The following is a 26,932-nucleotide window of genomic DNA, read 5'->3' on the forward strand; positions in this document are numbered from 1 at the left end:
CCGGATGCCGTGGTGCCATGGAGGGGCGAGTGCGATGAAGGAACGCCGAAGGGACCCGTCATGTCCGCCGCGTCACCACTGGCCGCGTGTCTGCGTCCGGTGCGGGCCGTGGTCTTCGACACCGACGGGGTGCTCACCGACTCCGCCCGGATGCACGCCGCGGCCTGGCAGGAGGCGTTCGACGCCTGTCTGGCGGCCGCGGGCGGGCAGCGGCCGTTCGACCCGGTCGACGACTACCTCCGGCACGTGGACGGCCGGTCCAGGCTGGACGGCGCCGCCGCGTTCCTGGCCTCCCGGGGGCTGGCGCTGCCGCCCGGCTCCCCCGGTGACGCGCCGGGCACCGGCACCGTGGCGGCGGTCGCGGCCCGTAAGGACGAGGTGTTCCGGGCGCTGCTGCGGGAGCGGGGGGCCGCCGTGTGGCCGGGCAGTGTGCGGCTGGTGCACGCGCTGCGCGGGGAGGGGATCCCGTGTGCCGCGGTGTCCGCGTCCCGGCACGCCACCGAGCTGCTGACCCGGGCCGGACTGCTCGGGCTGTTCCGGGCGGTGGTGGACGGCAACGAGGCGGCGCGGCTGGGGCTGCCGGGCAAACCGGACCCGGCGCTGTTCGCGGAGGCGGCCCGGCGGCTGGCCGTCCCGCCCCGGGAGGCGGCCGTGGTGGAGGACGCCACCGCCGGGGTCGAGGCCGGCCGGCGCGGCGGATTCGGCCTGGTCGTGGGCGTCGACCGGAGCGGCACCCCGGGGCACGCGGCCGCGCTGCGCCGCCACGGCGCCGACGTGGTGGTCACCGACCCCGGCGATCTGCTGGCCCCCGGGACGGCCCCATGACGGCGCCGGCCTGGACCTGGACGTACGAGGGGTACGACCCCGAGGAGGAGCGGCTGCGGGAGGCGCTGTGCACGCTGGGCAACGGCCGGTTCGCCACCCGCGGCGCCGCCCCGGAGGCGCCGCGCGGCCCCGCGCACTACCCGGGCACCTACGCGGCCGGCGTCTACAACCGGCTGACGTCCACCGTCGCCGGCCGCCGGGTGGAGAACGAGGACCTGGTCAACCTGCCCGACTGGCTGCCGCTGCGCTACCGCATCCGCCCCGCGGACGCCGCCGGCCCCGGCCCCTGGCTCTCGCCCGACCACCCGCAGCTCACCGGCCACCGCCGGACGCTGGACCTGCGCCGCGGCACCCTGACCCGCTGGTCGTCCTACGAGGACGGCGCCGGGCGGCGGCTGACCGTCACCGAACGCCGTGTGGTGCACATGGCCGAGCCCGATCTCGCCGTCCAGCGCGCGGTGTTCACCGCCGAGGGCTGGGCCGGGGAGGTGGAGGTCGAGGCGGGGCTGGACGGCGACGTCCGCAACACCGGGGTGGCCCGGTACCGCGAGCTGGCCGACACCCATCTCACCGACTGGGAGACCGGTTCCGCCGACGACGGCGTGTGCTGGCTGCGCTGCCGCACCGTCGCCTCCGGCATCACCGTCGCGCTGGCCGCCCGGATCCGCGCCGCGCCGCGCGGCGGCACCGCCCGCACCGCCCTCGCGGCCCGCACGGCCCGGCGGGTGCTCACCGTCCCGGTCCGGCCGGGTACCCCGGCGACCGTCGACAAGACGGTGGCGTTGCACACCTCCCGGGACCGGGCCCGCACGGCGCCTCTCCCGGCCGCCCTGGAGGCGGTCCGCCGCGCGCCGGCCGTCCCCCGGCTGCTGGCCTCGCACCACCGCGCCTGGCAGCACCTGTGGCGGCAGGTGCGGGTGGACGTCCCGGGCGAGGCCGGCCGGATCCTGCGGCTGCACGTCTTCCACGTGCTGCAGACCCTCTCCCCGCACACCGCGCGACTCGACGTCGGGGTGCCGGCGCGCGGCCTGCACGGCGAGGCGTACCGGGGGCACGTCTTCTGGGACGAACTGTTCGTGCTGCCGTTCTTGAACCTGCACTTCCCGGAGGTGTCCCGGGCACTGCTGGACTACCGGCACCGGCGGCTGCCGGCGGCCCGCCGGGCGGCGCGCGAGGCGGGTCGGGCGGGCGCGATGTACCCGTGGCAGAGCGGCAGCGACGGCCGCGAGGAGACCCAGCGGCTGCACCTCAATCCGCGCTCGGGCCGCTGGCTGCCGGACCATTCGCACCTCCAGCACCATGTCGGCTCGGCGATCGCCTACAACGTGTGGCAGTACTGGCAGGCCAGCGGCGACACCGCGTTCCTGCACACCAAGGGCGCGGAGATGCTGCTGGAGGTCGCCCGCTTCTGGGCGGCGAGCGCGGACTGGGACCCGGCGCTGGAGCGCTACCGCATCCGCGGGGTGGTCGGCCCGGACGAGTACCACGACGGCTATCCGGAAGCCGACCGGCCGGGCCTGGACGACAACGCCTACACCAACGTCACCGCGGCCTGGGTGCTGACCCGGGCGCTGGACCTGTGCCGGACGCTGCCGGAGGGACGCCGGCGGCCGCTGTTCGAGCGGCTGGCGCTGTCCCACGACGAGCGGCAGCACTGGGACGACCTCGCACACCGGCTGTACGTGCCGTTCCACCGGGGCGTGATCAGCCAGTTCGCGGGCTACGGGCAGCTGGCCGAGCTCGACTGGGCGGGCTACCGCGCCCGCTACGGCGACATCCGGCGGCTGGACCGGATCCTGGAGGCGGAGGGCGACACCGTCAACCGCTACCAGGCGTCCAAACAGGCCGACGTGCTGATGCTGGGCTATCTCTTCTCGCCCTCCGAACTGGCCGGCATGCTCGGCCAGTTGGGCTACCTCCTCGACGACGATGTCTGGCGGGCGACCGTCGACCACTATCTGCACCGCACCTGCCACGGCTCGACGCTGAGTGCCGTGGTCCACGCCTGGGTGCTGGCGCGGGTGCGCCGGGACGACGCCTGGACGTACTGCGCGGAGGCGCTCACCGGCGACATCGCGGACGTCCAGGGCGGCACCACCGCGGAGGGCATCCACCTGGGCGCGATGGCCGGCACCCTCGATTTCGTGCAGCGCGGGATGACCGGCCTGGAGACCCGGGAGCGCGCCCTGTGGCTGGATCCGGCGCCACTCCCCCAGCTCTCCAAGTTCGGCGTGCGGATCCGCTACCGCCGCCATCGGGACATCGACCTGCGGATCCGCACCGATCGGGTGCGGATCACCGTGCCGGAGTCCGCGCACGCCGCGGTCCGGGTCCGGCTGCGCGGCCGACCGTTCACCGTCGCCCCGGGAACGACCCGCCGCATCGACCTCCCCGACGACTGACCCGACCGTCGACCACCGCGGCTCGACGGTGGCGTCAATCGGGCTGGGGCAGCGGAGTTCCCGCCCCGGCCGCCGCCGCGGCCGGATCCGCCCGGCGCAGATACTCCTCGCTGATCCGCTTCGGCCCGAACGGCCACTCCCGCTCGTGGCGGGCCCAGCCCAGGAACGCCACCAGCCCCGCCGCGACCCAGGCCAGCGACCATTCGACGGGGTGCCGGCCGGGGGCGTTGCGGTCCGCGTAGCCGTAGATCACCAGCCAGCCGACCAACGCGATCAGGCTCGGCAGCGGGTAGAGCCACATCCGGTAGGGGCGGCGCAGCGCCGGCTGCCGGCGCCGCAGCACGGTGACCGCCGCGATCTGGGCCAGCGACTGCACCAGCACCATCACCGTGGTGAGCAGCTGGATGACGGTCGTCAGGTCGGTGTGCCGGCCCAGGAGGAAGCCCGCCGCCATGATGCCGCCCATGGTCAGCAGCCCCAGGACGGGGAAGCGGTGGCGGGGGTGCAGCGTGCCGTACGGGCGGAAGAACACCCGGTCCCGGGCGGCGTCGTAGGGGACCCGGGAGCCGCCCAGCAGCCCGGTCATGACGGAGGTGACAGCGGTGACGAGGATGAGCACGGTGACGGCTTCGGCGGCGGTCCGGCCCCAGGCGCGTTCCAGGACGGCGGAGGCGACCGAGGAGCCGGCGGTGCTGTGCGGGTCGAGCATCTCGCGCCAGTCGACGACACCGAGGGTGCCGATCTGGAGCAGCAGGTAGATCGCCATGATGCCGAGGATGGAGAAGAGGATGGCCCGCGGCAGGGTGCGGCCCGGCCGCTTGATCTCGGCGCCCATGTAGGCGGTGGTGTTGTAGCCGAGGTAGTCGTAGATGCCGATGGTGAGTCCGCCGGCGAACCCGACCCAGAAGTGACTGGCCGTCAGTTCCACCGCGTGCGCCGGGTAGGTGAAGGCCCGCTCCAGGCTGAAGTGGGTGAACGCCGCGAGGACGACCAGGCCGACAGCGGCGATCATCACCGTCCACAGCACGACGGTGAGCCGGGCGATGCGCTCCACCCGGCGCCAGAGCAGCACCACGATGCCGACCGTGACGACCAGTCCGACCACGTCCCCCTGCGCCTGGCTCATCCCCGGCCACAGATAGCCCAGGTACTGCACGAAACCGATCACGCCGGTGGACATCCCGAGCGGGATGAACAGCATCGCCGTCCACACGAACAGAAACGGCATCAACTTCCCGGTCCGGTACTGGAACGCCTGCCGCAGATACACGTAACTGCCGCCCGCCCCCGGCAGCGACGCCCCCAACTCCGCCCACACCAGCCCATCGGCGAGCGCCAACACCGCACCCGCCACGAACCCGATCACCGCCTGCGGCCCGCCGAACGCCGTCACCATCAACGGAATGGTCACGAACGGCCCGATGCCGCACATCTGGCTCATGTTGATCGCGATGGCCTGCAACAACCCGATCCGGCGGACGAAACCCGCCCTCTCCCCCAGCAGGTCCGGCATGCCTCAAGCCCCTTCCCCCGCCGGCGCACCCGCCGGCCGCGGCCCGTTCCGCGGGACCCCAGGCTGACACGCCGGCCACCACCACGCACCGGTCCGGACCGAACCCGTCGCACCCCGGCGTCTGCCACCGGACGGCCGACCCGCCGCCTACACCTCCCCGTACGCCTCCCCGCCGAGCTCCAACCGGGCCGTACCGGCCGTGGTGTCCGCCAGCCAGGCCCGGAAGCCCCCCAGGTCCGCCTCCGGGAGCCCCACCTCGATGTGGACCTCGGCCCCGTAGGTCACCTCGCGCACCGCCCGCCCCGTGGTGCGCAGGTCGTTCTCCAGTCGGCCCGCGCGCTGGTGGTCCACGGTGACCGTCACCAGTCGGAACCGCTGCCGGGTGACCGTGCCCAGCGCGTCCAGCGCCTCGCCGACCACGCCCCCGTAGGCGCGGATCAGACCGCCCGCCCCCAGTTTGATGCCGCCGAAGTACCGCGTGACCACCGCGACCACATAGCGCATCTCCCGCCGCACCAGCATCTGCAGCATCGGCACCCCGGCCGTACCGCCTGGTTCGCCGTCGTCACTGGCCTTCTGCACTCCGCCGTCGGCCCCCAGGACGTACGCGAAGCAGTGGTGCCGGGCGGTCGGGTGCTCCTTGCGGATGCGCGCGATGAAGTCCTGGGCCTCCTCCTCCGTCGCCACCGGCGCGAGCGCACAGAGGAAGCGGGACTTGTTGATCTCGATCTCGTGGACACCCTCACGGGCCAGCGTCCGGTACTGCTCCTGCATCCGACCAGCCTAGAACCTTCTCCACCGCCGCCGGACGGGGCGGTCCCGCCACCCCGCGCCCCGCGCCGCGCTGCGGTGTCCGCCGTACGGGCGCAGTGCGCACCGCCGGGCGGCGTATCCGGGCCGTCCGCACGGTGCGTCGGGGAGACGTCCGCCGCGCCCATGGGCACTGTGACCCAAGCGGGACCCGGCGCCTCACGGAGCCACGGGGCCCGGCGGGAACGGAACGGCGGCTCGGCGGAGGGCTTCATGGACGACAGCACACAGGCGGCGATGACGGCCGGCGCTCCGGTGACCGGCGAGGAAATGCCGGTGCCGCCCCCGGAGGTCGTCGAGGCGGCCCGCCAGGCACCGGACCACTGGCTGGCCATGGTGGACCTGACCTGGTCCGGTGAGGACGCACCACCGCTGTGGGCGGTGGTCGGGCAGTGGCGGTCCGGCCCGGACGGCGAGATCGAGGAGTGGCGGGACAACCCGGAGTACCGCCCGTCGCCGCAGATGCTGGACTGGGCGGACCCCACCGACGCCGTGGACCGCGCGGTGCAGCTGTCCGCCACCGGATACGGCCCGGAGCAGGCGGTCTACGAGGAGCTGGCGCGGGCGGAGCTCTCCTTCCTGGTCACCGCGACCGGCGCGCCCCTGGCCGCGGCGTCCCCCGAGGGCGCCCCGGTCGTCCCCGTCTACACCTCCGTCGCGCACCTGGAATCGGCCGGCCGGCTGTGCTACGACCGGCGGCCGGCGGCCGAACTCGTCGAGCAACTGCCGCCCGGCCACACCCTCTACGTCAACCCGTCCGGCCCGGTGAGCATGGTCGTGGAGCCCGACCAGTTGCGTGCGGCGCTGGCCGCCGCGGGCGGCGCCGAGGCCGGGCGGCACACCCGGGAGGTCGCCCCCGCCACCGCGCTGCGGCCGGGCACCGGCGCCGGCGCACCCGAGCCGGTGACCGGCGGCCGGGCGATCGGCAAGCCGGCCCGCTCCGCGACGACCGGCAACGTCGTCGGCGCCGGCCTGGCCCGCGGCACCGGCTGACCCGCCCCCTGAACCCGCCCCGCCCGTCTTCCCCTTCGGGCGGGGCGTCTCGCTGTCCGCCGGCCGAACGCATCGCGGCGCGTCCGGAATGTTCGGAGCCCGCCGCCCGTTGTGACGGACCGGGACCAGGGACGACAGGAGACGCCCATGCACGCCGACCAGGCGACCATCCGCAGGATCCTCACCGAGCTCGGCGACACCTGGGCGGTGGTGGGGCTGTCCGCCAACCAGCAGCGCGCCGCCTACGGCGTCGCCGAGACCCTCCAGCGCTACGGCAAGCGGATCGTGCCGGTGCACCCCAAGGCCGAGACCGTGCACGGGGAGGTGGGGTACCCGTCCCTGGAGGCCGTCCCCTTCACGATCGACGTGGTGGACGTCTTCGTGCGCAGCGAACTCGCCGGTGCCGTCGCCGACGAGGCCGTCGCCGTCGGTGCCCAGGCCGTCTGGTTCCAGCTCGGCGTCATCGACGACGACGCCGCCCACCGCACCCGCGGCGCCGGCCTCGCCATGGTGATGAACCGCTGCCCGGCGATCGAGATACCTCGTTTGGGCTGAGCCCGGGGTGGCCGGCCCTGCCCCATCGGACACGCCCTAGCATGTCGACATGATCACGCCACGTGCCGCCCGTCCGGAGGACGCCGCCGAGCTGGTCCGGCTGCGTCGGCTGATGTATCTGGCCATGAACGGCCGTGACGAGCCCGGCAGTTGGGAGCGGGACGCGGAGGCCGTGGCCCGCCGGCAGCTGGTCGACCCACAGGCCCGGCTGATCGGTTTCGTGCTGGACGGGGAGCCCGCCGGGTCCGGGGCGGCCGCGCCGCATCTCGCGGCGTGCGCGCTCGGCCGGATCGACGAGCGGCTGCCGTCCCCGGCCAATCCGACGGGCCGGGTCGGCTTCGTCTTCAACGTCTGCACGGATCCGCGGTATCGGGGCCGGGGCTACGCCCGGGCGACGACCGAGGCGCTGCTGGCGTGGTTCGCGCGGCACGACATCGGCCGGGTCGATCTGCACGCCACGGACGCCGCCGCTCCGCTCTACCGCGGCCTGGGCTTCGCCGAGCACGCCACGCCGCTCTCCCTGGACCTGCGCCGGAGGCCGGGCACCGTGACGGGCTGAACGGCCGGCGCCGCCCGGCCGGACGCCACCGCCCGAGCGGGCCGGGCGGCGTCAGCGGGCCGCCTGGATGATCACCGACATGGTCATCTCCACCGGCTCCGTGCCGTCGTTGCGGTAACCGTGCGGGACCTTGGCCTCGAAGGTCGCCGAGGCCCCGGCGGGCACCTCGTGCGTCGCGCCGTCGACGATCAGGGTGAGGGTGCCGGACCGGACGTGCAACAGCTCGACGGTGCCCGGCGGATGCGGGTCGGAGGCGCTCTCGTCGCCCGGCATCAGCCGCCAGTCCCACATCTCGAACGGGCCGGGTGCCTCGCCGCCCACGAGGAGCGAGGTGTAGCTGCCGGCTTCCGTGGACCACATCCGGACCGCCTGACCCGGTGCCACGATCCGCACCTGCGGGCCCTGTTCGTAGTCGAGGAGCGTGGTGATGCTGACGCCGAGCGCGTCGGCGATCTTCACGGTGGTGCCCACGCTCGGGTTCGTCCGGGCCTGCTCGATCTGGATGATCATGCCGCGGCTGACTCCGGCGCGGGCCGCCAGCGCATCGAGGGTGTAGCCGCGCTCGGTGCGCCAGCGTTTGAGGTTGCGGGCGAGCGCCTGCGTGAGCTGGTCGAGGTCCGTCACGGTCCGTCCAAGTCGGTGGTCGGGGCGGCAGGTCAATATATTCGCTACCGCGGTTCAATTTATTGCACTACGGTGTGGTGTACTTCAGCGTCCGGTTCACTGTACTGCGAGGTTTCTCCATGACCGCGGCCTTCGCCCTGGCCACCTGCTTCCTCTGGGGGCTCGCCGACTTCGGCGGCGGATTGCTCACCCGGCGCCTGCCCGCCCTGACCGTCGTGGTGGTCTCGCAGACGCTGGCCGCCCTGGTGCTGGGCGGCATCGTGCTGGCCACCGGCGGCTGGCGGGAGGCCGGTCCGCAACTGTGGTTCGCCGTCGGGGCCGGCGTCGTCGGCCCGGCCGCGATGCTCTGCTTCTACCGCGCACTCGCCCTCGGCCCGATGGGCGTGGTCTCCCCGCTCGGCTCGGTCGGCACCGTCCTGGTCCCGCTCGGCGTCGGCATCGTCGCGGGCGAACGGCCGGGACTCCTCCAGGCCGCGGGCATCGTCGTCGCGGTGATCGGCGTCCTGCTGGCCGGCGGGCCCCGACTCGGCGGCACGTCCGTGGCCCGACGGACGATCGCGCTCACCCTGTTCTCCGCGCTCGGCTTCGGCGCGGTGATGGCACTGATCGCCGAGGCGTCCACGACCGTGACCGGGCTCTTCCTCGCCCTGTTCGTCCAGCGGGTGTGCAATGTGGCGGTCGGCGGCGCGGCCCTGTTCGCCGCGGTCCGGCGCGGCGTCCCGGCACTGCCCGAGGGCGGACTGCCCGCCCTGCGCGGGGCGCTCCCCGCCCTCGCCTTCATCGGCATCGCCGACGTCGCCGCCAACGGCACCTACGCCATAGCCGCCCAGCACGGCCCGGTCACCATGGCGGCGGTACTGGCCTCCTTGTACCCGGTCGTCACCACCCTGGCCGCCCTCGGCGTCCTCAAGGAACGGATGCGCGCCGTCCAGACCGCCGGGGCCTCCCTCGCCCTGGTCGGCTCGGTCCTGCTGGCGACCCACGGCTGACGAAGAACACCCGGACAACCGCACGGACATCAACCCCACGAGCCCCCCCCCGCAAGACCCCACAAGACGCCACGAGAGGCAGACGCCAGGCGATCTACGGCAGGCGGAGATGTGACGACAGGCCCTGGCTCTCCGCCTTCTCCCACTCCCCCAGCGCCACGAGTTGCTCCGGTGTGACGCCCTCTGGGATCGGCACCGGCGCCGGCGTCCGCAGCGGCGGCTGCCAGCCCGCGCCCGGCTCCCAGCGGCGGACGATCCTGGCGGGCGCCCCGGCCACCACCGCGTGGTCGGGGACCTCGCCCCGGACCACCGACCCGGCCGCGACCACCACGTTCCGCCCCAGCCGCGCCCCGGGGAGAATGACCGCGCCGGTGCCGATCCAGCCGCCCGGCCCGATGGCGACCGGCTCGCTGCGCGGCCACTGCTTGCCGACCGGCGTCTCGGGGTCGTCGTAACTGTGGTTGGTGGTGGTGACGTAGACGCCGGGGCCGAAGAAGCAGTCGTCGCCGATGGTCAACCGGACGTCCGCGATCACATGGCTGCCGCGGCCCAACACCACGCCGTTGCCCAACGTCAGGATCGGGTCCGCGCCCAGATCCAGATCGGGCATCATGCCCGCGGTGAGCGTGACGTCCTGGCCGACGATGCAGTACGCGCCGAGCTCGATCCACGGGTCGCCGAAGATCGTGCCCTGCGGGAACGCCAGCCGGGTGCCGGTGCCGATCCGGCGGAAGCGGTACGGGCCGGGGCGCTCGGCCGTGACGGCCCCGGTCTCCCGCACCCAACGCGCCCCGCGGTGAACGGCACGGGACACCGCCCGGCGCCGCCAGGCCGTCAGGGACGAGAACACGTTCTGGTTTATCGGCACCCGCACACCGTACTCAGCGCGCCCGGCCACCGACCGCGCGCCGGGCTGTGATCTTCACCCCACCCGTCGCCGCCCCGTCCACCCGGCGGCCGGTTCGTCTACGGTGCTGGTGGCGCGGCACTCAACCGGCGAGGAGATGCGCAGATGGCAGAACGGGCAGTGATCGCGGCAGTGGGCGGCGAGGCGCCGAGCATCGACCCCGGGGCGTACACCGCGCCCACGTCCGTCGTCGTCGGCGACGTCACCCTGGCCGCTGGCGCCGGCGTCTGGTACCACGCGGTGCTGCGCGCCGACTGCGGCCCCATCGTCCTGGGCGCCGACAGCAACATCCAGGACAACTGCACGGTGCACGTGGACCCGGGCTTCCCGGTGACGGTCGGCGAGCGGGTCTCGGTCGGCCACAACGCCGTGCTGCACGGCTGCACCGTCGAGGACGACGTGCTGGTGGGCATGGGCGCCACGGTGCTGAACGGGGCGCACATCGGCGCGGGTTCGCTGATCGCGGCCCAGGCGCTGGTCCCGCAAGGGATGCGGGTGCCGCCGGGCTCGCTGGTAGCCGGCGTGCCGGCCAAGGTCAAGCGCGAACTGACCGCGGAGGAGCGGGAGTCCATCAAGCTGAACGCCGCGATGTACCTGGAGCTGGCCGCCCGCCACCGCGCGGCGGTCCCGGTCGCCGCGGACGGTGCCGATGCCGATGCCGATGCCGGGAAGTCGACGGCCTGACGGGCCCGGATGTCCGAGGTGCGGCCTGGTCAGGGCCGCACCGACGGGTCCACCTCCCCGTTTCGGGCGGGGTTCAGCCCTGCCGGGCCTGCTGGCCGAGGCTCAGCGCGGAGGAGAGCAGCTCCGCGTCGAAGAGCGTGGCGTCCGCGAGGCGGTGGGCGTTCCCGTAGGCGTTCATCATGACCTTGGCGGTGCGCAGCGCCGAGGGCGACCGGCGGACCAGCGGCCTGGTCCAGCGGGCGACGGCCGCGTCCAGCTCGTCCTCGGGGACGACGGTGTGCAGGATGGAGAGTTCCCGGGCGGTCGCGGCGTCGAAGTTGCTCGCGGTGAGGATCAGTTCGCGGACCCTGGCGGCGCCCACCTCGTTCAGCAGCCGCGGCATGATGCCGCCCCAGGCCGGCGGTACTCCGAGGCCGAGTTCCGGCAGTCGGAAGCGGCAGGTGTCGGCGCCCGCCCGCAGGTCGCAGAAGATCGCCAGGCCCACGCCGGCTCCGACCACTCCGCCGTGGAGGCGGGCGATGGTCACCACGTCGGTGGTCGCCAGCGCGTCGCACACCCGGCGGGCCTTGTTGCCGAGCGCGCGCAGCGCCAGACCGCCGCTGTCCTCCGCGAGCAGTTCCGGGAACTCGCTGCGGTCGCCGCCCAGACAGAAGTCGTCGCCCTCACCGGAGAGGATCAGCACCCGTATGTCGGTCTCGTCGTCCAACGCGCCGAGCACGGTGAGGAGTTCGTCGAGGATCAGCCCGGAGACGGCGTTGCCGGTCTCGGGGCTGTTGAGTCTGACCCGGAGCACGGGTCCCTCGTGCGTCACGAGGAGGGTCTTGAAGTCGTGCATCATGGTTGTTCCTTGTTCGTTGAGCCACACTGCCTGCGGGGGATGCCCTCGATCAGGCACGGACGACCGGGAGTTCCATCAGTCGGCGGAAGGCCACCCGCGGCGCCCAGGTGGGGGTGCCGGCGACCCGCAGCCCCTGGCCGGGCAGGCGCCGCAGCAGCGAAGAGAGGACGCAGTCGGCCTCCATACGGGCCAGCGCGTTGCCGAGGCAGTAGTGGATGCCACCGCCGAAGCTCAGGTGCGGCGCCTTGCGCCGGATGTCGAAGACCTCGGGAGCGGCGTACTGCTCCGGGTCGTGGTGTGCGGCTCCCACCATGAGTTGCACCATCTCGCCCCTGCGGACGGGCACTCCGGCGAGCTCGGTGTCCTCCGGGGCGATCCGGCTGATCATGTGGATCGGGGCGTCGTAGCGCAGCGTCTCGTCGATCGCACCCGGTATGTGCTCGGGGTTGACGCGCAACCAGTCCAGCTGCCGGGGGTGCTCCAGGAGGAGCCACGCCAGGCTCGTCAGCAGGTGCGAGGTGGTCTCCAGCGCCGCCAGGACCATGAAGAGCGCCAGGGCGTAGACGACCTCGTCGGCGGCGTCCTGGTCGGCCTCGAACTCGTCCCACATCCGGATCCAGGACGACACCGGATCGTCTCCCGCGGATTTTCGGCGTTCTCGTATCAGACCGGTGAAGTACTCACGCAAACTCCGGGTGGCCGCATCGGAAATGGCGAGCTGACTGGGCGAGGGAAAGAGTTCCTGAGTGTGCACCTGGTCGTGCGTGAGCGTACGGAGCAGCGGGAAATCCGCGGAAGGCAGCCCCAGCCATTCACCGACGGTGATAATCGGCAGTTCGTCGCCGACCATCGCGCAGAAATCGGCGGTACCGCCGCGGAGTTCCTCGAAGAAATTGTCGAGCAGCCGGTCCGCGTTCTTTCCGACCGACTTCTGCATGTGCTGCAGCGAGGTGCGGTCGAAGACATTTCCCAACGGCCGCCGCATCCGCGTGTGATGCGGCGGGTTGAGCATCGGCATCGTGGCACCCATCTGCCGCGAAGCGGGCGCGTGCCACCGTGCCGCATCGACCTGAGCGGCCCGCCAGCCACTGTCCGGGACGCGCCAGTCCCGGCTCCGCAACACCTGGTGGCAGAGCCGGTACGAGGTCGCCAAGTGCCCGCCCCACGGCGCCGGAACCATTTCTCCCATGGCCCGGAGTTGCGTGTAGAACGGCAACGGATTCGCTTGCCCTCGTGCCGAACGCAGTCGAGAGAAAAGCGCAACCACACTGCGTCGGTCGACGGAGGTGGTAGCCAGGGCGGGCTCCACGGGCGACTCCCTTTCCAGAAGATCACACAGTAATCGCCAGCGCTGCATACCCCTCCGCGTGAACGTTTATGCGAGGATTGAACATCTACGCTGTCGCAAAGCTCACACCTTCCACCAGTTCAGGAATCCACTCCACCAACCGTTCCTCCTGCGCTTGCCCTGCTCCTGAGCGGACCCGTCGGGCTGCGCGGCCTGCTGTGCGGGATGGGCCGCGGAGGAACGCCGGTCCGCCCGTATCGGGGTGAACCGGGCGGGCAGTGCATTGAGCGCGCGGTGGAACGGACCCGGCCGCCAGGTCAGCGTCTCCTGCGGAACGCCCAACTCGATGTCGGGCAGGGTGTTCAGCAGCTTCTCGATCGCCCGGATGGAGATCAGCAGCGCGGGGTCCTTGGCCGGGCAGGCGTGCGGCCCGGCACCCCACGCGAGGTGGGCCCGCTTGCTGAAGGTCTGCCGGCTGGCCGACAGGGTCGGGTCGGCGTTGGCCGCCGCGAAGCTGATGAGCACCGGCGACCCGGCCGGCAGCCTGCTCCCGGAGACCTCCACGTCGCGGGTCGGGTAGTGCGCGGCGTAGTTGGCGATGGGCGGGCTGTTCCAGAGCACCTCGTTGATGGCGTCCTCGACCAGCACGCCCCCACCGTGCTGGCCGTCGGCGAACTGCTCCTCGGACAGCAGCTGCAGCAGCGAGCTGCCGATGATGTTCTGCACCGGTTCGGTGCCCGCCCCGATGAGCAGCGCCAGCTGATGGACCATCTCCTCGTCCGTCAGCTTGGCGGGGTGCTGCATCATCCAGGACGTCATGTCCTCGTCCGGCAGCGCCCGCTTCAGCGCGACCAGCTCGAACAGCGCCCCGGCCATCTCCTCGTTGGCCCGCTCCACGTCGATACCGTCGAACAGGCTGGAGATCGCGACGATCAGCCGGTCGCCGAGCTCCGCGGGGCAACCGAACAGGTCGTTGAAGACCAGCAGCGGCACGACCTGCGCGAAGTCGCCGATGAGATCGGCCTTGCCGCGGATGCTGAACTGGTCGACGAGGTACGCCGCGACCCGGTCGACGTGCCGGGCGACCCGGTGCATATCGACCTTGGCGAGGCTGTCCGTGACCACCTGACGCAGCCGCAGATGCGTGGCCCCGTCCGAGAACATGCTGTTCGGCCGGTACATCATCATCGGCAGCACGCGGCTGTCCAGGGGCACCCGGCCCTCGTTGAGCGCGCGCCAGCGGCGCGGGTCACGGGCGAAGGTGTCCGGGTTCTGCAGGATCTGCAGCGCGGTGGCGTAGTCCGTGACGAGTTCCGCCTCGACGCCGGGGGCCAGTTCGACCGGGGCGGTCGAACCGTACTGTCGCAGCCGTGTGTAGACCGCGTGCGGGGCGGCGGCGAATTCCGGGCCGTGCAGGGACGTGCTCATGCCATCCGCATGCGCTGGGCAACCTGGCGGTGGAGTCTGGAATTCCGGTTGAGATTGCATCAATGCACTCCTAGTTGAGGCGGGACTGGAGATAGCGGACCAGCGTGATCAGAGAATCCGCCGACGATTTCTGGTCACGCGCATCGCAATGGACGACCGGCGTCTCCGGGAGCAGATCGAGCGCCTCCCGGATCTCGTCGAACGAATGCTCCGGAGTCCCGTCGAAACGGTTCACCGCGATCGCATACGGGATGCCGTAGTGTTCCACCAGGTCCATGACAGGGAAGGACTCCTCAAGTCGCTGCGGGTCGACCAGGATCAGCGCCCCGAGCGCCCCGCGCGTCATGTCCTCCCACACCTGAACGAAACGCTGCTGACCGGGAGTTCCGAACAGGTACAGGACCAGTCGTTCACTCAGCGTCAGCCGGCCGAAGTCCATCGCGACGGTCGTCGTGGTCTTCTCCGGCACCGCCCTCAGGTCGTCGATGCCCGCGCTGGCCTGCGTCATGACCTCTTCGGTGCGCAGCGGCGGGATCTCCGACAGGGTTCCGATGAACGTGGTCTTGCCCACCGCGAAGTGCCCGACGACGAGGATCTTGGCCGCGGTCTGCACCGAGTTCCGCAGGTACACCCCGTCATCCAAAGCGAGCCTGGAGCCCATTCAGCACCTCCTCCAGGATTTGCCGTTCGACAAGCTGAGCGCTGGGGATGGGCGCGCGCACATAGAGATGGCCCTCCTCCGTGAGATCGGACACCAGAATTTTGACGACGCCCACCGGAAGCCCGGTGTGCCCGGCTATCTCGGCGATCGACAGAAAACCCCCGGCACACAGCTCCAACAGGCGCTGCTTCTCCGGGTCGAGCGGCTTGGTCCGGGGTGGTTCCTGAGCGACGGTGACCAGTGTCAGCAGCGAGAAGGCGCTGTCGTCGACAAGGTCCCGGCCGTTGGTGATGACGTACGGCCGTACTAATTCCGCTGCCTCGTGTACCAGCTCCGGCTCGTCATCGGTCGTCATGGTTGGATATCGGCCCTCTCACGCGGAGGACTGGTCAGTGCCTTGCCGAGCTGGCCGACCAGTTGCTGCATCCGGAACGAGATCTCCCCCATGTCGACGTCGGGCGACGCCGACACCGCGAGATAGGCACCCTCACCGGCCGAGATGAGGAAGACCCAGCCGTGGTCGAATTCCACCAGCGTCTGCCGCCACTGCGGGCGTACCGCGGGACCGGTGCTGTTGCAGAAATCAGCGACCGTTCGGCTCAGCGACTGCATGCCACTCATCGCGGCGGCCACGGTATCGGCGTGGTCCCGGCCGACCTCCTTCGAACGGGCCATCAGCAGGCCGTCGGCGGAGACGAGGATCGCATGCTGTGCTTCAGGCAATTCCAGCGCACTGTCAAGCATCCACGACAGATCGTAGTTCACGGAACCTCATGCCCTTCACTGCTTGCTTGGGTGGAACGACGGCCCGATTGCGTACCGCGCTGGAACGCGCCCATGGCGGACGCGGTCCGGGCGCTGTCGCGAGCCGGAGTGGGGGTGCTCTCGGCCGCCGGCGGCACGATCGAAATCGCGCCGCGGCGACGGCGCTTCGGCAGTCCGCCGGCAGTCGTCTCGGACGCCGCCGGAGTGTCCGCTGCCGAGTCGCCGAAGCTCGGCGGCGGTGCCGGCGCGCGGTGCCGCCCCGGGAGCGGGGCACCCTGCTGACCAGGAGGATTCTCGGGCGGCAACGGGGTGGACGCGGCAGCCACGGCAGGAGCCTCCTCGGGTTCGTGCAGGGACGTGAGCAACTCGTCGGGGAGCAGGACGACCGCGCGCACACCGCCGTACGGCGAGGTGGAGTCGACCGAGACCGTGAAGCCGTAGCGGGCGGCGAGCACACCGATGACGGTGAAACCGAACTGCGGCGGGTTGCCGAGGCTGGAAACGCTGGCCGCATTGCCGCCGGAAAGCAGCTGGCCGGCCCGAGCCTTTTCCTCCTCGTTCATGCCGACACCGGCGTCGTCGACGACGATGCACACGCCCTTGGGTACCGGGCGGATGTTGATTTCGATCACCGTTTCCGGTGCGGAATAGCTGGTGGCGTTGTCCAGCAATTCAGCGAGGACCAGCGCCACCGGTTCGACGGCGCGGCTCACGATGGCGAAATTGCTCTGCGAGCGGATCTCGACGCGGGTGAAGTGACGAATACGTCCCTTTGCACTGCGGACTACGTCGTAGAGCGAGGCGTCATTACGGCGTCGACCGAGCCAACCGTCACAGAGCACGGCGATCGACTGAGCGCGCCGCGCGAACTGCGAGTTCATGTGGTCGATATCGAGCAGATCCTGGAGAATCCTATGCTCGCCGTATGTCTCCTGAAGCTTGGAGATCGTCAGCTGCTGCTCGCTCGCCAGACCCTGGAGGGTCCGCATGGCGGCCTTCAGAGTGTTCTTGGTGGCCTCTTCGGCGCGATCCTTGGCCTCCTCCACGGCCTCCGCGTAGTGCTCTTCCAGCTGAGCGTAGTGCTGCTTCAGATCAAGCTTTTCTTTTCTCAGCTCCGATATCTTTTTTCGGCCACGAATAATCGCGGTAGCGGCGACAGGGGTACCAGCGACCAATGCCCAAAGCGCTGGGTCCTGGAGATATTGCGTCATAGGTCTCTCTTCGGATGACGAAGCCACCAGGTGCCGTGTGCCCGGCTGCCGTGTGGATATTCAAACGCGGCCCCAGACACTCGACGAACGGCCGCGCACAGTCGCCTGCCAGAAAGCCTCTGAAGGCCCGGATAATGGCATAGCTCTCCCCGGGGTGGCGTTTTTCTCAGGCTGATACGCGGAATTCACTTTTGCCATAGCAGGTGACTACCCGGTTGGCAAGTGCGATGATCTTAGCATCACGCCATCGACGGTAGTCCAACAGTGATCCGTAACCTTCTGACACCTGACGGAGATTCAACAAAGGTTCCCTTTGGGGCCATTGGCTCCCGGCGCCGCTCCCGAGCGCAACCGGTTGGGTCGCTTCCTGACGACCCGCTAGCACTTCGCCACCGCGCGGCGACGACCGCAACGCACCACGAAACCGCAGGCCGGATCGCTGATGCGGGACACCGTGGACGCATACGATCTTGTCGCCGCGCCCGCACCCCGCACCGTCACCCGCGGGCCGGCGCCCCATCGGGGAGCGACGCACGGCGGCGCGTCCGCGCGCAGGCCACGTCCGCCGTCAACACATCGCGTCCCGCACGGCGTCAACGGCGGCGTCAACGGTCCGAGAGCGATCGGCGCCCCCGGACCACGGCACGACACCGGTCTCGTCGCCCACCAACGGGCCCGCCGCGCACCGCGGCCGACGGACCGTCAGACCGACGGCGCCGCCACCGGCCCCTGCATCTGCTCGCTGATCCAGTGCAGCGACTCGGGCATCCGCTTGATGTAGGTGTGACCGCTGTGCACACCATCCGGTATTTCGAAGAGCGTGGAGTGGATCGGCCCGCGGACCCCGTCGGTGTAACCGCTGATGAACCGCTTCACATCGGGCACCGCGGCCTCCTTGCTCCCGAGCTCGAAGGCCAGGTAGACCTGCGGCCCGCCGCGCGCCGCCAACTGCCGCGCCAGATGCCGCGGGTCGTTCGCCAGCTTCTCGGCCGGGTGCCCCTTCCACAACGGCGAGTCCGGAGCGGTGTCGGGACCGTTGACGATCGCCGCCTTGAACCGCTGCGGCTCCTTGAGCACCGCCTTCAGCGCCGCGAACCCGCCCGACGAGGAGCCCATGAAGGCCCAGCCGTCCCGCGTCGCATACGTACGGAAGTTGGTCCGGGCGAACTCCGGCACGTCCCGCGTCAGCCAGCTCCCCATCTTCGGCTGCCCCGGGATGTCGCTGCCGTCGTAGTACGTCTTGCGGGGATTGAGCACCGGCATCACCAGGATGAAGGGCAGCGTCTTGCCCTCCTTCGCCCACTCCGACAGCCGCTCCTCCAGCGCGAACGGCGCATCCGTCCAGTAGTTGGACGGATACCCCCAGGCACCGGGGAGCGCGATCAGCACCGGGAAGCCGCTCCGGGCGTACTTGGCCTGGTTGTACTGCGGCGGCACCCAGGCCCAGATGTCCCCGGTGTAGCCGGACACCCGCCCGTGCCACTTGGTGTGCACCACCTTGGTGCCGTCTTCCCCGGTCGCGCGGTACGTGGTGAACACCGAGCGGGGGCCCCGGGGCATCACCACCTGCGGCCGACCGTTGAGCGCGTCCGCGGTACGGGCCCGCAGCCGGGGCACGTTCGACGCGTCCACGACGTCCTGCCCCGGCCCGCCGCATCCGGCCAGCAGCCCCAGGGCCACCACACTCACCGCAGCTCGGACGCGCAGGGACTTCATCGGAACGATCTCCTCAGGCACTTGGGGCCGGCCGGGACACCACGGTGCCACCGCGAAACCGGTCGAAAGGCACCACTTTAAGATCGACCCGGCCGCTGCCGAGCGCCGCCCCCGCCCTTCGTGACCTGGGGTTTACCGATCTGTATCACCATGAAGACGAACACCCGCGTCAAGCGCACCGAACACGTTTCCCCCTAACGGTGCAGCCCATCCGCTGTTTACCCCACGGCCGGCTCTGGCATCGTGGGTCGTTCCTAGGGAAGCGCAAGGCGCTGTGCCGTGGTTGGGGATGACCGATGACCGCGTGGGCCGATCACGGGCCGCTGCCCGCCGTAGTGGGACGGGCAGTTGAGCACGAGCAGGTGACCGGGCTGCTGGGCGGGCCCGGGCCGGTCACGCTCACCGGACCGGCCGGGGTGGGCAAGAGCCTGCTGGCCCGGGCCGTCCTCCAGGAGCATCCCGCGGCCCATCCGGGCACCGTCGTCCGGATCGCCTGCTGGGACGGGCTGACCGCGGATGAGCTGACCGGCGCCCTCCGCCGCACGGCCGGCCTCCCCCCGGCAGGCACCGTCGAAGAACTCGCCCGGCACTGCCGCGCCCACCACATGATCGTCCTCCTCGACGACTGCGACCCGCTGCTCGACGCCTGCGCGGCCCTGGTCCGCCGGCTGCTGCGGACCGAACCCGCGCTGCTGATCATGGCCACGGCCCGCCGCCCGCTGGGACTGCCCGGAGAGCGGACCGTCGCCCTCGCCCCGCTGCCGGTGTCCCTCGGCGAGGGCATCGCCGGACCGGCCGTCGAACTCCTCGCCGCGCGCACCGGCCCCGCCGCCCCGGAGCTGCTGGTCGCGGTGTGCCGGGCGCTGGAGGGCTGCCCGCTGGCGATCGAACTGGCCGCCCGGCAGCTGGGCCGGATGACGCTGGTCCAACTCGCCGCCCGGCTGGACACGGAAGGCCCACTGCACTTCTCCGGCCCCTCCCCCACCACCCGCCACACCTCGCTGCACGCCGCGCACGCCGCCGGCTACGCCCTCTGCTCCCCTCTCGACCGCCGGGTCTGGGCCCGCCTCTCGGTTCTCCTCGGCGACTTCGACCCCTGGCTCGCGCAGTGCGTCTGTGCCAGCAGTGACGTTTCCGCAGCCGCCGTCGACAGCGCCCTGGAGCGCCTCCGCGCCGCCTCCGTCCTCGTATGCGTACGGGACGCCGAGGGCGCCCCCGGCTCCGGTACCGCGCTGCCGCCCCGCTACCGGCTCCCGCGCGGCGCCCGCGACTTCGGGCGGCTCCGACTGCGCGAGACCGGCGACGAGGCCGGGGCCCTGCGCCGGTTCCGGCAGGCGTGCGCGGCCCTCGCGGCCGAGGCCCAGATCACCTGGCAGGGCACCGGCCAGCAACTCGCCGTCCGCCTCGTCGAGGACGAACGGCACCACCTCGACGCGGCGCTGACCCGGCCCCCGTTGGACGCCGAGGACGCACTCGGCGCCCTGGACATCGCGGTCTCCCTGTGGTTCCAGTGGGCGGCCTGCGGCTTCCGCCGCGAAGGCCGCGCCCACCTGGACCGGCTGCTCCCGCTCGCCCAGGAGGACACCGCGCTCCGGGCCCGCGCCCTGTGGCTCGCCGGCTACCTCGCGGCCCAGGAGAACGCCCCCGCCGCCGCGGAACCCCTGCTCGCCCGCGCGTGGCAGGCCGCCGTGATGCACGCGGACGCCGACGGCCTGGCCCGAATCACCCACGCACACGCGGTCCTCGCGCTCTACCGCGAGGACACCGCGACCGCCGTAGCCTGTCTGGAAGAGGCCGCCCGACACTCCTCCCGCGACCCGTGGTTCGGCCCCGGCCCCGCCCACAGCTGGGCCCTGCTCGCCATCGCTCTCGCCCCGCTCGACGCGGTCCGGGCCCGGAACGCGGCCCGCCGCGCCTGGGAATCCCGCCACGCCGACAGCGACTTCTGGCTGCACTCCACGATCCTCTACGCCCGCGCGCTGATCGAACGCGCCCACGGCGACCCGGCCGCCGCGCTCCGGGCCTGCCGCAAGGCCCTGGTCGCCAAGAAGCTGATCGGCGACCCGCTCTTCATCGTGGGCGCCCGCACCATGCTGGCCGGGCTGCGCCGCGGCATCCGCACCGCCGCCCCGGTACGCCGGACCGGCGGCGAGCCGCGCTGGTGGCGCGGCGCCGACCCCGACCCCGACCACCGTCCGTTCTTCTCCCGGCCGCGCACCGGGCCGTGAGCCCACACCACCGACCTCGGGTTCGGAACCGTACGTGACGCGGCAACTGCGCTCGGGATGCGGAGCCGCCGGGTCCGTCGCATCCTGGAGGCATGAAGCGTGCCCCCGTCATCGTGCATCCGCCGTCCACCGGCGGCCGCCGCGTCACGCTCCACGGACACGATCTGGGCCGGGCACTGCGCCCCGGCGACGTGGCCGCGATCCTTCGCCGGGCCGGATTCTCCACCGCACGCTTCGTCTGGGAGGACACCGGCGTCATCGAGTGGCGCGACGGCGGGCCGGACACCTGGCAGATGCCGTAGCGGGCACCCAGCGGGCGGGTGCCACGACAACGGGATCCCCTTGCGTCCCCCGGGCCGAGCACGGGAATAGCGCGGCGCCCCGGATGTCCACGTCAGGACATCCGGGGCGCCGTGTGCGTGCGCCGGCCGCCGGCTCAGTCGCGGGTGGTCGCGGCGACCGGGGCCTGGGCCTCGACCGCCGCCGCCTCGCGCGCCGCGGCGGCCTTCTTCGCCCGGTGCTTCATCAGCAGGAACGACCCGATGCCGAACAGCACCGCGGCGACCAGACCCCACACCGAGAAGCGCTTGAGCCAGGGCTCGGCGACGATGCCGACGGTGTAGATCAGCGCGGTCGTACCGCCGGCCCAGATGATGCCGCCGAGGATGTTGGCGATCAGGAACTTCCAGTACGGCATCTTCAGCACGCCCGCCAGCGGACCGGCGAAGATCCGCAGCAGCGCGATGAAGCGGCCGAAGAACACGGCCCACATGCCCCACTTCTCGAACTTCGCCTCCGCCATGGCGACATGGTCCGGACCGAAGTGCTTGGGGAACTTCCGGCCGGCCCAGGCCAGCAACGGCTTGCCACCCTTGCGACCGATCATGTAGCCGATGGAGTCACCGATGATCGCGCCGGCGGAGGCACAGGCACCCAGCACATAGGGGTTGATGTGGTCCTGGGTCGCGGCCAGGATCGACGCGCTGACGAGGACGATCTCGCCGGGCAGCGGAATGCCCAGGCTCTCCAGCCCGATGACCAACCCCACAAGGAGGTAGACGCTCACGGCGGGTACCGTCGCCAGCCACTCCTGGATGTGCAAGGCCGCTTCCTCCGCTGGTATGGGGCCCCATGGGCCGTTGCCCGGTGCCGCGGCACCGATCGGTCGTTTCCCTGGCGCGCCGCATCGGCGCGCCAGGGAAGCGTACTCGACCGGATCGTCCCGATCGTGAATCCCCGAACGAGCGGTGGCTTTCGCGACGACACCTATGGAGACGCCTCAACACCGGTCAAAGTTCCGCTCCGACCCGAAACGGCCGAGGCGGAGGGCCTCAGCGGGGAGGCCCCGTCCACTCACCCACGGTCACCGTCGGGCCGCAGCCTCACTGACGAGCCTCACTGATTGGGGCGGAGCGTCCACACGATCGTCATCTCGCCGGTGACCGCGCCGTCCTTGTCGCGGGTGATCTCGACCTTCACCGGGAACTCCGGGCGCCCCCCGGCGTCCAGCTCGGCGATCACCTCGGATATCGGGCGGCCCAGCTCGGCGGTGGCGGTGACCGCCCCCATGGCGAGCTTCTTGTAGCCGATCTCGGCGCCCACCGCCAACGGCACGGCGCGACCGAGCTGATCGCCGAAGGCCGTCATCACGATCGCGCCACTGGCGGACTCGGCCAGCGTGAACATCGCGCCGGCGTGCGGGCCGCCGACGTGGTTGTGGAAGTCGGGCTGGTCGGCCATGCGGACCACGGCACGCTCGGTGGTGCTCTCGGTGAACTCCAGGTTCAGGGTGCGGACCATCGGCACGGATGCCGCCATCATGTCGCCGATCGACGGCAGGGACTCTGAGGACATGGCGGCATGTTACCTAGCGGTAGCTTAGCTGTGAAGAGGTCCTTCCCCACCCCGCCGACCGACGGGCCAACGCTCGCCCGACCACACCCCTGGGGCCAGGCGACTAGGCGACGCTGAAGGTCCCGTCAGGGGGTACGGGGGACGGGAGCGCCTCGGCGTCCGGCACCGGACGCGCGTCGGCGATCAGCCGTTCCAGGGCTGGGCCGTGCTCGACACGTGCGGGAAAGACGTCGGCGGCGGTGCGGCGCGCCAGGTCGGCGATCGGAAGCTCTGCCTGCGAGGCGAGCAGCACGGCGTTGCCGAAGCGGCGGCCGCGCAGCACCGACGGTTCCGCGATCACGGCGAGGTGGGCGAAGACCTCAGCGAAGTTGGCGAGTTGGCGGCGCAGAAAGTCGAAGGGGGAGCTGTCCGCGAGGTTCGCGGCGTAGCAGCCGTCGGGGCGCAGCGCGCGGGCGGCGGCGCGCGCGTACTCGATGGAGGTCAGCTGCGCGGGCACCCGCGAGCCGCTGAAGACGTCCGCCACGATCACGTCGACGCCGGCCTCCGGCGCGTCCGCCAGGGCCGCTCGGGCGTCCCGCGCGTGCACCGTGATCCCGGAGTCGTCCGGCAACGGCAGGTATTCCGTGACGAGGGCGAGCAAGCCGTGGTCGGCGTCGATCACGTCCTGCCGCGAGTGCGGGCGGGTCGCGGCAAGGTAGCGGGGCAGGGTCAGCGCGCCACCGCCCAGGTGCAGCACGTCCAGCGGCTGCCCCGCGGGCGCGGCCTCGTCCAGGACGTGCGCGAGCCGGCGGACGTACTCGAACTCCAGGTGGGTGGGGTCGTCGAGGTCGACGTACGACTGCGGGGCCCCGTCCACGGTGAGCAGCCATGCGCGGGGACGATCGATGTCCGGGAGGAGTTTGGCCGTGCCGTGGTCGACGGCGCGGGTCACGGGGATCGGATCCTCGGCGGGCGGGGCGGCCGGTCCGCGTCGATCACCTCCTGCCGTCTCACCGGAGGTCTGGGCGGAGATCTCGGTGGAGGTCTGGGCGACCGTGGGGTCCGGGGCGGTCTGGTCGGCCGTCGGGGTTTCGTCGGTCCGCGGTGAGCCGTTCGCCGGTGATTCGTTGTGCACGCTGCCATTGTGACGGGCGGGGCGGGATGACTGGAGCGGGGTGGCGGCGACTGGAGGAAGGCGGCAGAGCCTCTTGAGGGTGGCGGGTGATCTGGTGGTGGGAGGGCGATCGGGTGCTGGGGTCGGTTGAGCGACCGGGTGATCAAGTGGTCCAGAGGGCGCGGACTTCCGGGACGTGGGTGGCTGACTGGCGGCGGCCGGCGCGGGCGGCGTCGGCGCGTTTGGCGGGGTCCAGGACGTTGCGGCCGAACGCCGACCTGGCGGCGCGGTCCGGAGTGATCACGCAGACCCGCGCGCCCTCGCCCGTCAGTCGTGCGCCCTGCGTCCGAGGCGCGACGATCGGGCCACCACTGACGGCGATGGGGGCAACGACCACGACTCGGTCGTAGCCCGCGGCCAGGTCCACATTGGCGCTGGAGTGCACTCCGCCGTCCACCCACCGCTTCCCGTCGATGGTCACCGGCGGGTAGACGCCCGGCACGGCGCAGCTGGCGCTCACCGCGTCGAGGAGCGGGACTCCGCTGGTGGCGTCGAACGCGGTGCGCTCCCCCGTCACCGCATCCACCGCGGTGACCATGAGCCGTCGCGCGGGCCAGTCGTGCACGCCCAGGGTCCGGGCGATCCCCCTGCGGTGCGCCGCCTCGGGGACGGTGTGTGCGGTCAGCGCGAGCCGGCCCATCCGGGCGCCGAAGGACACCGCGTTCCGGGACCGCAGCGCGATGGCGGCGAACCGGGCGAACATCGCCGGGCCCATGCGGTCGACCGGCCGCCCGTCCGGCGCGGCCAGTTGGTGCGCGTACAACTCCTCCAACGTGTGCAGACGGGAGGTCAGTTGCGCGCCGACGATCGACCCGGCGGAGGTGCCGATCACGACATCGGCCCCGCCGAGGTCAACGCCCGCCTCCGCGAGCCCGACCAGCATGCCGACCTCCCAGCCGATGCCGGTGAGTCCCCCACCACCGAGGACCAACGCCGTTCTCGGCATGCGATGACCTTCCTCTCGCGCCCTGGTTCCTCGCCGTAGTGGGCGGCCGAAGTCCGCAGGCGCAGCAGCAGCTGTAGCAGTCGTGGTCGTGGTCGTAGTCGTAGTCGTGGTCGTCGTAGGGGACGGGGTCCGGCGGAATCGTAAAGGCGAGGCGCCGAGGTGAACAGTGGCACGGGGAAGCGAACCGGACACGGCGGCCGGGAGGGGCGGCGGGGCCGACGGAGTCGGGGCCCGTCCGGCCTGGCATGGCCGGACGGGCCCCTGGTGGCCGCCGAGTGGGCTCCGGGTGGGATCCCCGCCCGGGGTGGCGGCCCCGTCCTTCCCCTCTGGTCCCTACGAGGTCAGCCCTCGACGGTGCGGATCGTGCCCGCGCCGACGGTTCGGCCGCCCTCGCGGATGGCGAAGCCGAGGCCCGGCTCCAGCGGTACCGCGCGGCCGAGTTCGACCGTCACGGTCACGGTCTCGCCGGGGCGGGCGACGGCCCGCTCGCCGAGGTCGACGGCGCCGACCACGTCCGCGGTGCGGATGTAGAACTGCGGTCGGTATCCGGTGGACAGCGGCGTGCGGCGGCCGCCCTCCTCGGAGGAGAGGACGTACATCTCCGCGGTGAAACGGTGTCGCGGGGTGACGCTGCCGGGCCTCGCGACCACGTCGCCGCGGCGCACCTGGTCACGGGGCAGGCCGCGCAGCAGCAGCGCCACGTTGTCGCCCGCCTGGGCGGACTCCATGGGCTTGCCGAAGGTCTCCACCCCGGTGACGACCGTGTGCACCGTCTCCCCGCCCAGTACGGCCACCTGGTCGCCGCAGCGCACCGTGCCGCGTTCGACGGCCCCGGTGACGACGGTGCCGCGTCCGGTGATGGTGAGCACGTTCTCCACGGACAGCAGGAACGGCGCGTCCACATACCGCTCGGGCACCGGGACATAGGTGTCCACGGCGTCCAGCAGGGCGGCGATCGCGTCGGTCCAGCGCGGGTCGCCCTCCAGCGCGCGGAGGCCGGAGACCCGGACGACGGGCAGGTGCTCGCCGTCGTAGCCGTGTGCGGTGAGCAGTTCCCGCACCTCCAGCTCGACGAGGTCGGTGAGCTCGGGGTCGCCCGCGTCGGCCTTGTTGAGCGCGACGACGACGTGCCGCACGCCGACCTGTTTGGCGAGCAGGACGTGCTCGGCGGTCTGCGGCATGATCCCGTCGAGCGCGGAGACGACCAGGATCGCGCCGTCGAGCTGGGCCGCGCCGGTGACCATGTTCTTGACGAAGTCGGCGTGGCCGGGCATGTCGACATGGGCGTAGTGCCGGGTGTCGGTCTCGTACTCGACGTGCGAGATCTGGATGGTGATGCCGCGGGCGGCCTCCTCCGGGGCCCGGTCGATGCGGTCGAACGGTACGAACGTGCCGGTGCCCCGGTCGCTGAGGACCTTGGTGATGGCGGCGGTGAGCGTGGTCTTGCCGTGGTCGACGTGGCCCATGGTGCCGATGTTCAGATGCGGCTTGGTCCGGACGTATGCCGTCTTGGGCATGGTGTTCTTCCTCGCGAAATGCGGTGATGACGGCGAAGTGGCGCCGTGGGGACCCCTGGTCCGCTCCGACCCTCCCCCTGCGGGGTCCGCCGGACGATCCGGAGAGGGTCAGCTTCGCGCGCCGTCTGCGGCAACGGCGGCCCGGAGGGCTGCCGCGGCGGCGGGAGCGGTGGTGGCTGCTGCGACGGCGAGCGCTGCGGTGCCGGCCGGGCATGCGGCGGGGACGGCACCGTCGATCGCCGGGGCCGCGGCGAGGAATGCGGCGGCAGCCTTCGGCGCGTCCGCGGCGGTCGGTGCGACCGCGGACGGCATCGGAAGGAAGGCGTGCCGGAACATGCGTCATATGGTGCCGGGGCGCCGCTCCGGCGTCGAACGATTTACGGCCGCGGGACGGCAGTCGGACGGCAGCGCGGCAGCAGCAGAACGGCATCGGGACAGCAGCGGGACGGCATCAGGACGACGCCTC

At 71.9% G+C, this 26,932-nt stretch carries 27 protein-coding genes; 9 read left to right on the forward strand and 18 right to left on the reverse strand.

The annotated features are described in order from the left end of the window. Nucleotides 1-60 precede the first annotated feature (60 nt). Nucleotides 61-825: an HAD family hydrolase gene (locus tag SNOUR_RS05750; RefSeq protein ID WP_067344405.1), complete on the forward strand. Its 765-nt coding sequence runs from the start codon at nucleotides 61-63 to the stop codon at nucleotides 823-825. Further along, nucleotides 822-3,227: a glycoside hydrolase family 65 protein gene (locus SNOUR_RS05755; protein ID WP_067344406.1), complete on the forward strand. Its 2,406-nt coding sequence runs from the start codon at nucleotides 822-824 to the stop codon at nucleotides 3,225-3,227. The genes SNOUR_RS05750 and SNOUR_RS05755 overlap by 4 nt, the downstream gene beginning before the upstream one ends. A gap of 34 nt (nucleotides 3,228-3,261) precedes the next feature. Here the strand turns inward: SNOUR_RS05755 and SNOUR_RS05760 are convergent, their stop codons facing one another. Both SNOUR_RS05760 and SNOUR_RS05765 read right to left on the reverse strand, forming a co-directional pair. Continuing rightward, nucleotides 3,262-4,740, reverse strand: coding sequence for an APC family permease (locus SNOUR_RS05760; protein ID WP_067344407.1), 1,479 nt, complete (start codon nucleotides 4,738-4,740; stop codon nucleotides 3,262-3,264). A 147-nt stretch (nucleotides 4,741-4,887) separates the two neighbouring features. Beyond that, nucleotides 4,888-5,514 (reverse strand): YigZ family protein, encoded by a 627-nt coding sequence (locus SNOUR_RS05765; protein WP_067344408.1) that lies wholly within the window; start codon nucleotides 5,512-5,514, stop codon nucleotides 4,888-4,890. Nucleotides 5,515-5,763: 249 nt separating this feature from the next. On the opposite strand from SNOUR_RS05765, the gene SNOUR_RS05770 reads away from it, so the two are divergent. The 3 genes from SNOUR_RS05770 to SNOUR_RS05780 all read left to right on the forward strand — a co-directional run bounded on the left by SNOUR_RS05770 (nucleotide 5,764) and on the right by SNOUR_RS05780 (nucleotide 7,657). Further along, nucleotides 5,764-6,543: a type VII secretion system-associated protein gene (locus tag SNOUR_RS05770; protein ID WP_067344409.1), complete on the forward strand. Its 780-nt coding sequence runs from the start codon at nucleotides 5,764-5,766 to the stop codon at nucleotides 6,541-6,543. A gap of 147 nt (nucleotides 6,544-6,690) precedes the next feature. After that, nucleotides 6,691-7,098, forward strand: a complete 408-nt coding sequence (locus SNOUR_RS05775; protein WP_067344410.1) for a CoA-binding protein — start codon at nucleotides 6,691-6,693, stop codon at nucleotides 7,096-7,098. A 49-nt stretch (nucleotides 7,099-7,147) separates the two neighbouring features. Beyond that, nucleotides 7,148-7,657 (forward strand): GNAT family N-acetyltransferase, encoded by a 510-nt coding sequence (locus tag SNOUR_RS05780; protein ID WP_067344416.1) that lies wholly within the window; start codon nucleotides 7,148-7,150, stop codon nucleotides 7,655-7,657. A 51-nt stretch (nucleotides 7,658-7,708) separates the two neighbouring features. Here the strand turns inward: SNOUR_RS05780 and SNOUR_RS05785 are convergent, their stop codons facing one another. After that, nucleotides 7,709-8,281, reverse strand: coding sequence for a helix-turn-helix domain-containing protein (locus SNOUR_RS05785; protein ID WP_039630127.1), 573 nt, complete (start codon nucleotides 8,279-8,281; stop codon nucleotides 7,709-7,711). 119 nt (nucleotides 8,282-8,400) lie between these two features. Here SNOUR_RS05785 and SNOUR_RS05790 point away from each other — a divergent pair, with 119 nt between their 5' ends. Further along, the gene (locus tag SNOUR_RS05790; protein WP_067344421.1) at nucleotides 8,401-9,270 is read left to right on the forward strand and encodes a DMT family transporter; all 870 of its coding nucleotides are present in this window, start codon (nucleotides 8,401-8,403) and stop codon (nucleotides 9,268-9,270) included. Nucleotides 9,271-9,364: 94 nt separating this feature from the next. On the opposite strand, the gene SNOUR_RS05795 is transcribed toward SNOUR_RS05790, so the two are convergent. After that, nucleotides 9,365-10,138 (reverse strand): acyltransferase, encoded by a 774-nt coding sequence (locus SNOUR_RS05795; protein WP_067357739.1) that lies wholly within the window; start codon nucleotides 10,136-10,138, stop codon nucleotides 9,365-9,367. Between the two features lie 144 nt (nucleotides 10,139-10,282). Between SNOUR_RS05795 and SNOUR_RS05800 the strand changes: the two genes are divergently transcribed. Further along, nucleotides 10,283-10,861 (forward strand): gamma carbonic anhydrase family protein, encoded by a 579-nt coding sequence (locus SNOUR_RS05800; RefSeq protein WP_067344423.1) that lies wholly within the window; start codon nucleotides 10,283-10,285, stop codon nucleotides 10,859-10,861. 73 nt (nucleotides 10,862-10,934) lie between these two features. Here SNOUR_RS05800 and SNOUR_RS05805 read toward each other — a convergent pair whose 3' ends face one another. From SNOUR_RS05805 to SNOUR_RS05840, 8 genes are all read right to left on the reverse strand, one after another. Continuing rightward, nucleotides 10,935-11,699 carry an enoyl-CoA hydratase/isomerase family protein gene (locus SNOUR_RS05805; RefSeq protein ID WP_067344425.1) on the reverse strand — a complete coding sequence of 255 codons (765 nt, stop codon included), beginning with the start codon at nucleotides 11,697-11,699 and terminating at the stop codon, nucleotides 10,935-10,937. 49 nt (nucleotides 11,700-11,748) lie between these two features. Beyond that, nucleotides 11,749-12,888 carry a cytochrome P450 gene (locus tag SNOUR_RS05810; RefSeq protein ID WP_312632065.1) on the reverse strand — a complete coding sequence of 380 codons (1,140 nt, stop codon included), beginning with the start codon at nucleotides 12,886-12,888 and terminating at the stop codon, nucleotides 11,749-11,751. Between the two features lie 222 nt (nucleotides 12,889-13,110). After that, the gene (locus SNOUR_RS05815; protein WP_067344429.1) at nucleotides 13,111-14,475 is read right to left on the reverse strand and encodes a cytochrome P450; all 1,365 of its coding nucleotides are present in this window, start codon (nucleotides 14,473-14,475) and stop codon (nucleotides 13,111-13,113) included. 10 nt (nucleotides 14,476-14,485) lie between these two features. After that, nucleotides 14,486-15,076 carry a GTP-binding protein gene (locus tag SNOUR_RS05820; protein WP_067344430.1) on the reverse strand — a complete coding sequence of 197 codons (591 nt, stop codon included), beginning with the start codon at nucleotides 15,074-15,076 and terminating at the stop codon, nucleotides 14,486-14,488. After that, nucleotides 15,051-15,431 carry a DUF742 domain-containing protein gene (locus tag SNOUR_RS05825; protein WP_039630141.1) on the reverse strand — a complete coding sequence of 127 codons (381 nt, stop codon included), beginning with the start codon at nucleotides 15,429-15,431 and terminating at the stop codon, nucleotides 15,051-15,053. The genes SNOUR_RS05820 and SNOUR_RS05825 overlap by 26 nt, the downstream gene beginning before the upstream one ends. Beyond that, nucleotides 15,428-15,841, reverse strand: a complete 414-nt coding sequence (locus SNOUR_RS05830; RefSeq protein ID WP_039630144.1) for a roadblock/LC7 domain-containing protein — start codon at nucleotides 15,839-15,841, stop codon at nucleotides 15,428-15,430. The genes SNOUR_RS05825 and SNOUR_RS05830 overlap by 4 nt, the downstream gene beginning before the upstream one ends. Beyond that, nucleotides 15,838-17,052: a sensor histidine kinase gene (locus SNOUR_RS05835; RefSeq protein WP_067344432.1), complete on the reverse strand. Its 1,215-nt coding sequence runs from the start codon at nucleotides 17,050-17,052 to the stop codon at nucleotides 15,838-15,840. The genes SNOUR_RS05830 and SNOUR_RS05835 overlap by 4 nt, the downstream gene beginning before the upstream one ends. A gap of 702 nt (nucleotides 17,053-17,754) precedes the next feature. Next, nucleotides 17,755-18,768: an alpha/beta hydrolase gene (locus SNOUR_RS05840; protein ID WP_067344434.1), complete on the reverse strand. Its 1,014-nt coding sequence runs from the start codon at nucleotides 18,766-18,768 to the stop codon at nucleotides 17,755-17,757. Between the two features lie 296 nt (nucleotides 18,769-19,064). On the opposite strand from SNOUR_RS05840, the gene SNOUR_RS05845 reads away from it, so the two are divergent. Continuing rightward, the gene (locus SNOUR_RS05845) at nucleotides 19,065-20,996 is read left to right on the forward strand and encodes an ATP-binding protein (protein WP_067344436.1); all 1,932 of its coding nucleotides are present in this window, start codon (nucleotides 19,065-19,067) and stop codon (nucleotides 20,994-20,996) included. Nucleotides 20,997-21,088: 92 nt separating this feature from the next. Beyond that, entirely contained in the window at nucleotides 21,089-21,298 is a 210-nt protein-coding gene (locus tag SNOUR_RS05850) for a hypothetical protein (protein ID WP_039630152.1), read from the forward strand. Nucleotides 21,299-21,432: 134 nt separating this feature from the next. Here the strand turns inward: SNOUR_RS05850 and SNOUR_RS05855 are convergent, their stop codons facing one another. From SNOUR_RS05855 to SNOUR_RS05880, 6 genes are all read right to left on the reverse strand, one after another. Next, nucleotides 21,433-22,098, reverse strand: a complete 666-nt coding sequence (locus SNOUR_RS05855; protein ID WP_039630154.1) for a DedA family protein — start codon at nucleotides 22,096-22,098, stop codon at nucleotides 21,433-21,435. A gap of 293 nt (nucleotides 22,099-22,391) precedes the next feature. Next, nucleotides 22,392-22,850: a DUF4442 domain-containing protein gene (locus SNOUR_RS05860; protein WP_067344438.1), complete on the reverse strand. Its 459-nt coding sequence runs from the start codon at nucleotides 22,848-22,850 to the stop codon at nucleotides 22,392-22,394. 103 nt (nucleotides 22,851-22,953) lie between these two features. Further along, nucleotides 22,954-23,787, reverse strand: coding sequence for a spermidine synthase (locus tag SNOUR_RS05865; RefSeq protein ID WP_067357741.1), 834 nt, complete (start codon nucleotides 23,785-23,787; stop codon nucleotides 22,954-22,956). A 319-nt stretch (nucleotides 23,788-24,106) separates the two neighbouring features. Beyond that, nucleotides 24,107-24,949: a patatin-like phospholipase family protein gene (locus SNOUR_RS05870; protein ID WP_067344440.1), complete on the reverse strand. Its 843-nt coding sequence runs from the start codon at nucleotides 24,947-24,949 to the stop codon at nucleotides 24,107-24,109. A gap of 341 nt (nucleotides 24,950-25,290) precedes the next feature. Continuing rightward, nucleotides 25,291-26,466, reverse strand: a complete 1,176-nt coding sequence (gene tuf / locus SNOUR_RS05875) for an elongation factor Tu (RefSeq protein WP_067344441.1) — start codon at nucleotides 26,464-26,466, stop codon at nucleotides 25,291-25,293. A 108-nt stretch (nucleotides 26,467-26,574) separates the two neighbouring features. Continuing rightward, a complete protein-coding gene (locus tag SNOUR_RS05880; protein ID WP_067344443.1) occupies nucleotides 26,575-26,802 on the reverse strand; it encodes a hypothetical protein in 228 nt (75 codons plus the stop codon). Between the last annotated feature and the right edge of the window lie 130 nt (nucleotides 26,803-26,932).

The organism is Streptomyces noursei ATCC 11455 (genome assembly GCF_001704275.1).
In the GTDB taxonomy this organism is placed as follows: domain Bacteria; phylum Actinomycetota; class Actinomycetes; order Streptomycetales; family Streptomycetaceae; genus Streptomyces; species Streptomyces noursei.

What these genes read in the sequence shown, in the direction of transcription:
- SNOUR_RS05850 (WP_039630152.1), top strand. Translation starts at nt 21,089, where the DNA reads ATGAAGCGTGCCCCCGTCATCGTGCATCCGCCGTCCACCGGCGGCCGC.
- SNOUR_RS05860 (WP_067344438.1), bottom strand. Translation starts at nt 22,850, where the DNA reads ATGTCCTCAGAGTCCCTGCCGTCGATCGGCGACATGATGGCGGCATCC.
- SNOUR_RS05800 (WP_067344423.1), top strand. Translation starts at nt 10,283, where the DNA reads ATGGCAGAACGGGCAGTGATCGCGGCAGTGGGCGGCGAGGCGCCGAGC.
- SNOUR_RS05755 (WP_067344406.1), top strand. Translation starts at nt 822, where the DNA reads ATGACGGCGCCGGCCTGGACCTGGACGTACGAGGGGTACGACCCCGAG.
- SNOUR_RS05765 (WP_067344408.1), bottom strand. Translation starts at nt 5,514, where the DNA reads ATGCAGGAGCAGTACCGGACGCTGGCCCGTGAGGGTGTCCACGAGATC.
- SNOUR_RS05820 (WP_067344430.1), bottom strand. Translation starts at nt 15,076, where the DNA reads ATGGGCTCCAGGCTCGCTTTGGATGACGGGGTGTACCTGCGGAACTCG.
- SNOUR_RS05815 (WP_067344429.1), bottom strand. Translation starts at nt 14,475, where the DNA reads ATGCAATCTCAACCGGAATTCCAGACTCCACCGCCAGGTTGCCCAGCG.
- SNOUR_RS05805 (WP_067344425.1), bottom strand. Translation starts at nt 11,699, where the DNA reads ATGATGCACGACTTCAAGACCCTCCTCGTGACGCACGAGGGACCCGTG.
- SNOUR_RS05760 (WP_067344407.1), bottom strand. Translation starts at nt 4,740, where the DNA reads ATGCCGGACCTGCTGGGGGAGAGGGCGGGTTTCGTCCGCCGGATCGGG.
- SNOUR_RS05780 (WP_067344416.1), top strand. Translation starts at nt 7,148, where the DNA reads ATGATCACGCCACGTGCCGCCCGTCCGGAGGACGCCGCCGAGCTGGTC.
- SNOUR_RS05825 (WP_039630141.1), bottom strand. Translation starts at nt 15,431, where the DNA reads ATGACGACCGATGACGAGCCGGAGCTGGTACACGAGGCAGCGGAATTA.
- SNOUR_RS05770 (WP_067344409.1), top strand. Translation starts at nt 5,764, where the DNA reads ATGGACGACAGCACACAGGCGGCGATGACGGCCGGCGCTCCGGTGACC.
- SNOUR_RS05835 (WP_067344432.1), bottom strand. Translation starts at nt 17,052, where the DNA reads ATGACGCAATATCTCCAGGACCCAGCGCTTTGGGCATTGGTCGCTGGT.
- SNOUR_RS05810 (WP_312632065.1), bottom strand. Translation starts at nt 12,888, where the DNA reads ATGGGAGAAATGGTTCCGGCGCCGTGGGGCGGGCACTTGGCGACCTCG.
- SNOUR_RS05790 (WP_067344421.1), top strand. Translation starts at nt 8,401, where the DNA reads ATGACCGCGGCCTTCGCCCTGGCCACCTGCTTCCTCTGGGGGCTCGCC.
- SNOUR_RS05775 (WP_067344410.1), top strand. Translation starts at nt 6,691, where the DNA reads ATGCACGCCGACCAGGCGACCATCCGCAGGATCCTCACCGAGCTCGGC.
- tuf (WP_067344441.1), bottom strand. Translation starts at nt 26,466, where the DNA reads ATGCCCAAGACGGCATACGTCCGGACCAAGCCGCATCTGAACATCGGC.
- SNOUR_RS05880 (WP_067344443.1), bottom strand. Translation starts at nt 26,802, where the DNA reads ATGTTCCGGCACGCCTTCCTTCCGATGCCGTCCGCGGTCGCACCGACC.
- SNOUR_RS05845 (WP_067344436.1), top strand. Translation starts at nt 19,065, where the DNA reads ATGACCGCGTGGGCCGATCACGGGCCGCTGCCCGCCGTAGTGGGACGG.
- SNOUR_RS05870 (WP_067344440.1), bottom strand. Translation starts at nt 24,949, where the DNA reads ATGCCGAGAACGGCGTTGGTCCTCGGTGGTGGGGGACTCACCGGCATC.
- SNOUR_RS05750 (WP_067344405.1), top strand. Translation starts at nt 61, where the DNA reads ATGTCCGCCGCGTCACCACTGGCCGCGTGTCTGCGTCCGGTGCGGGCC.
- SNOUR_RS05840 (WP_067344434.1), bottom strand. Translation starts at nt 18,768, where the DNA reads ATGAAGTCCCTGCGCGTCCGAGCTGCGGTGAGTGTGGTGGCCCTGGGG.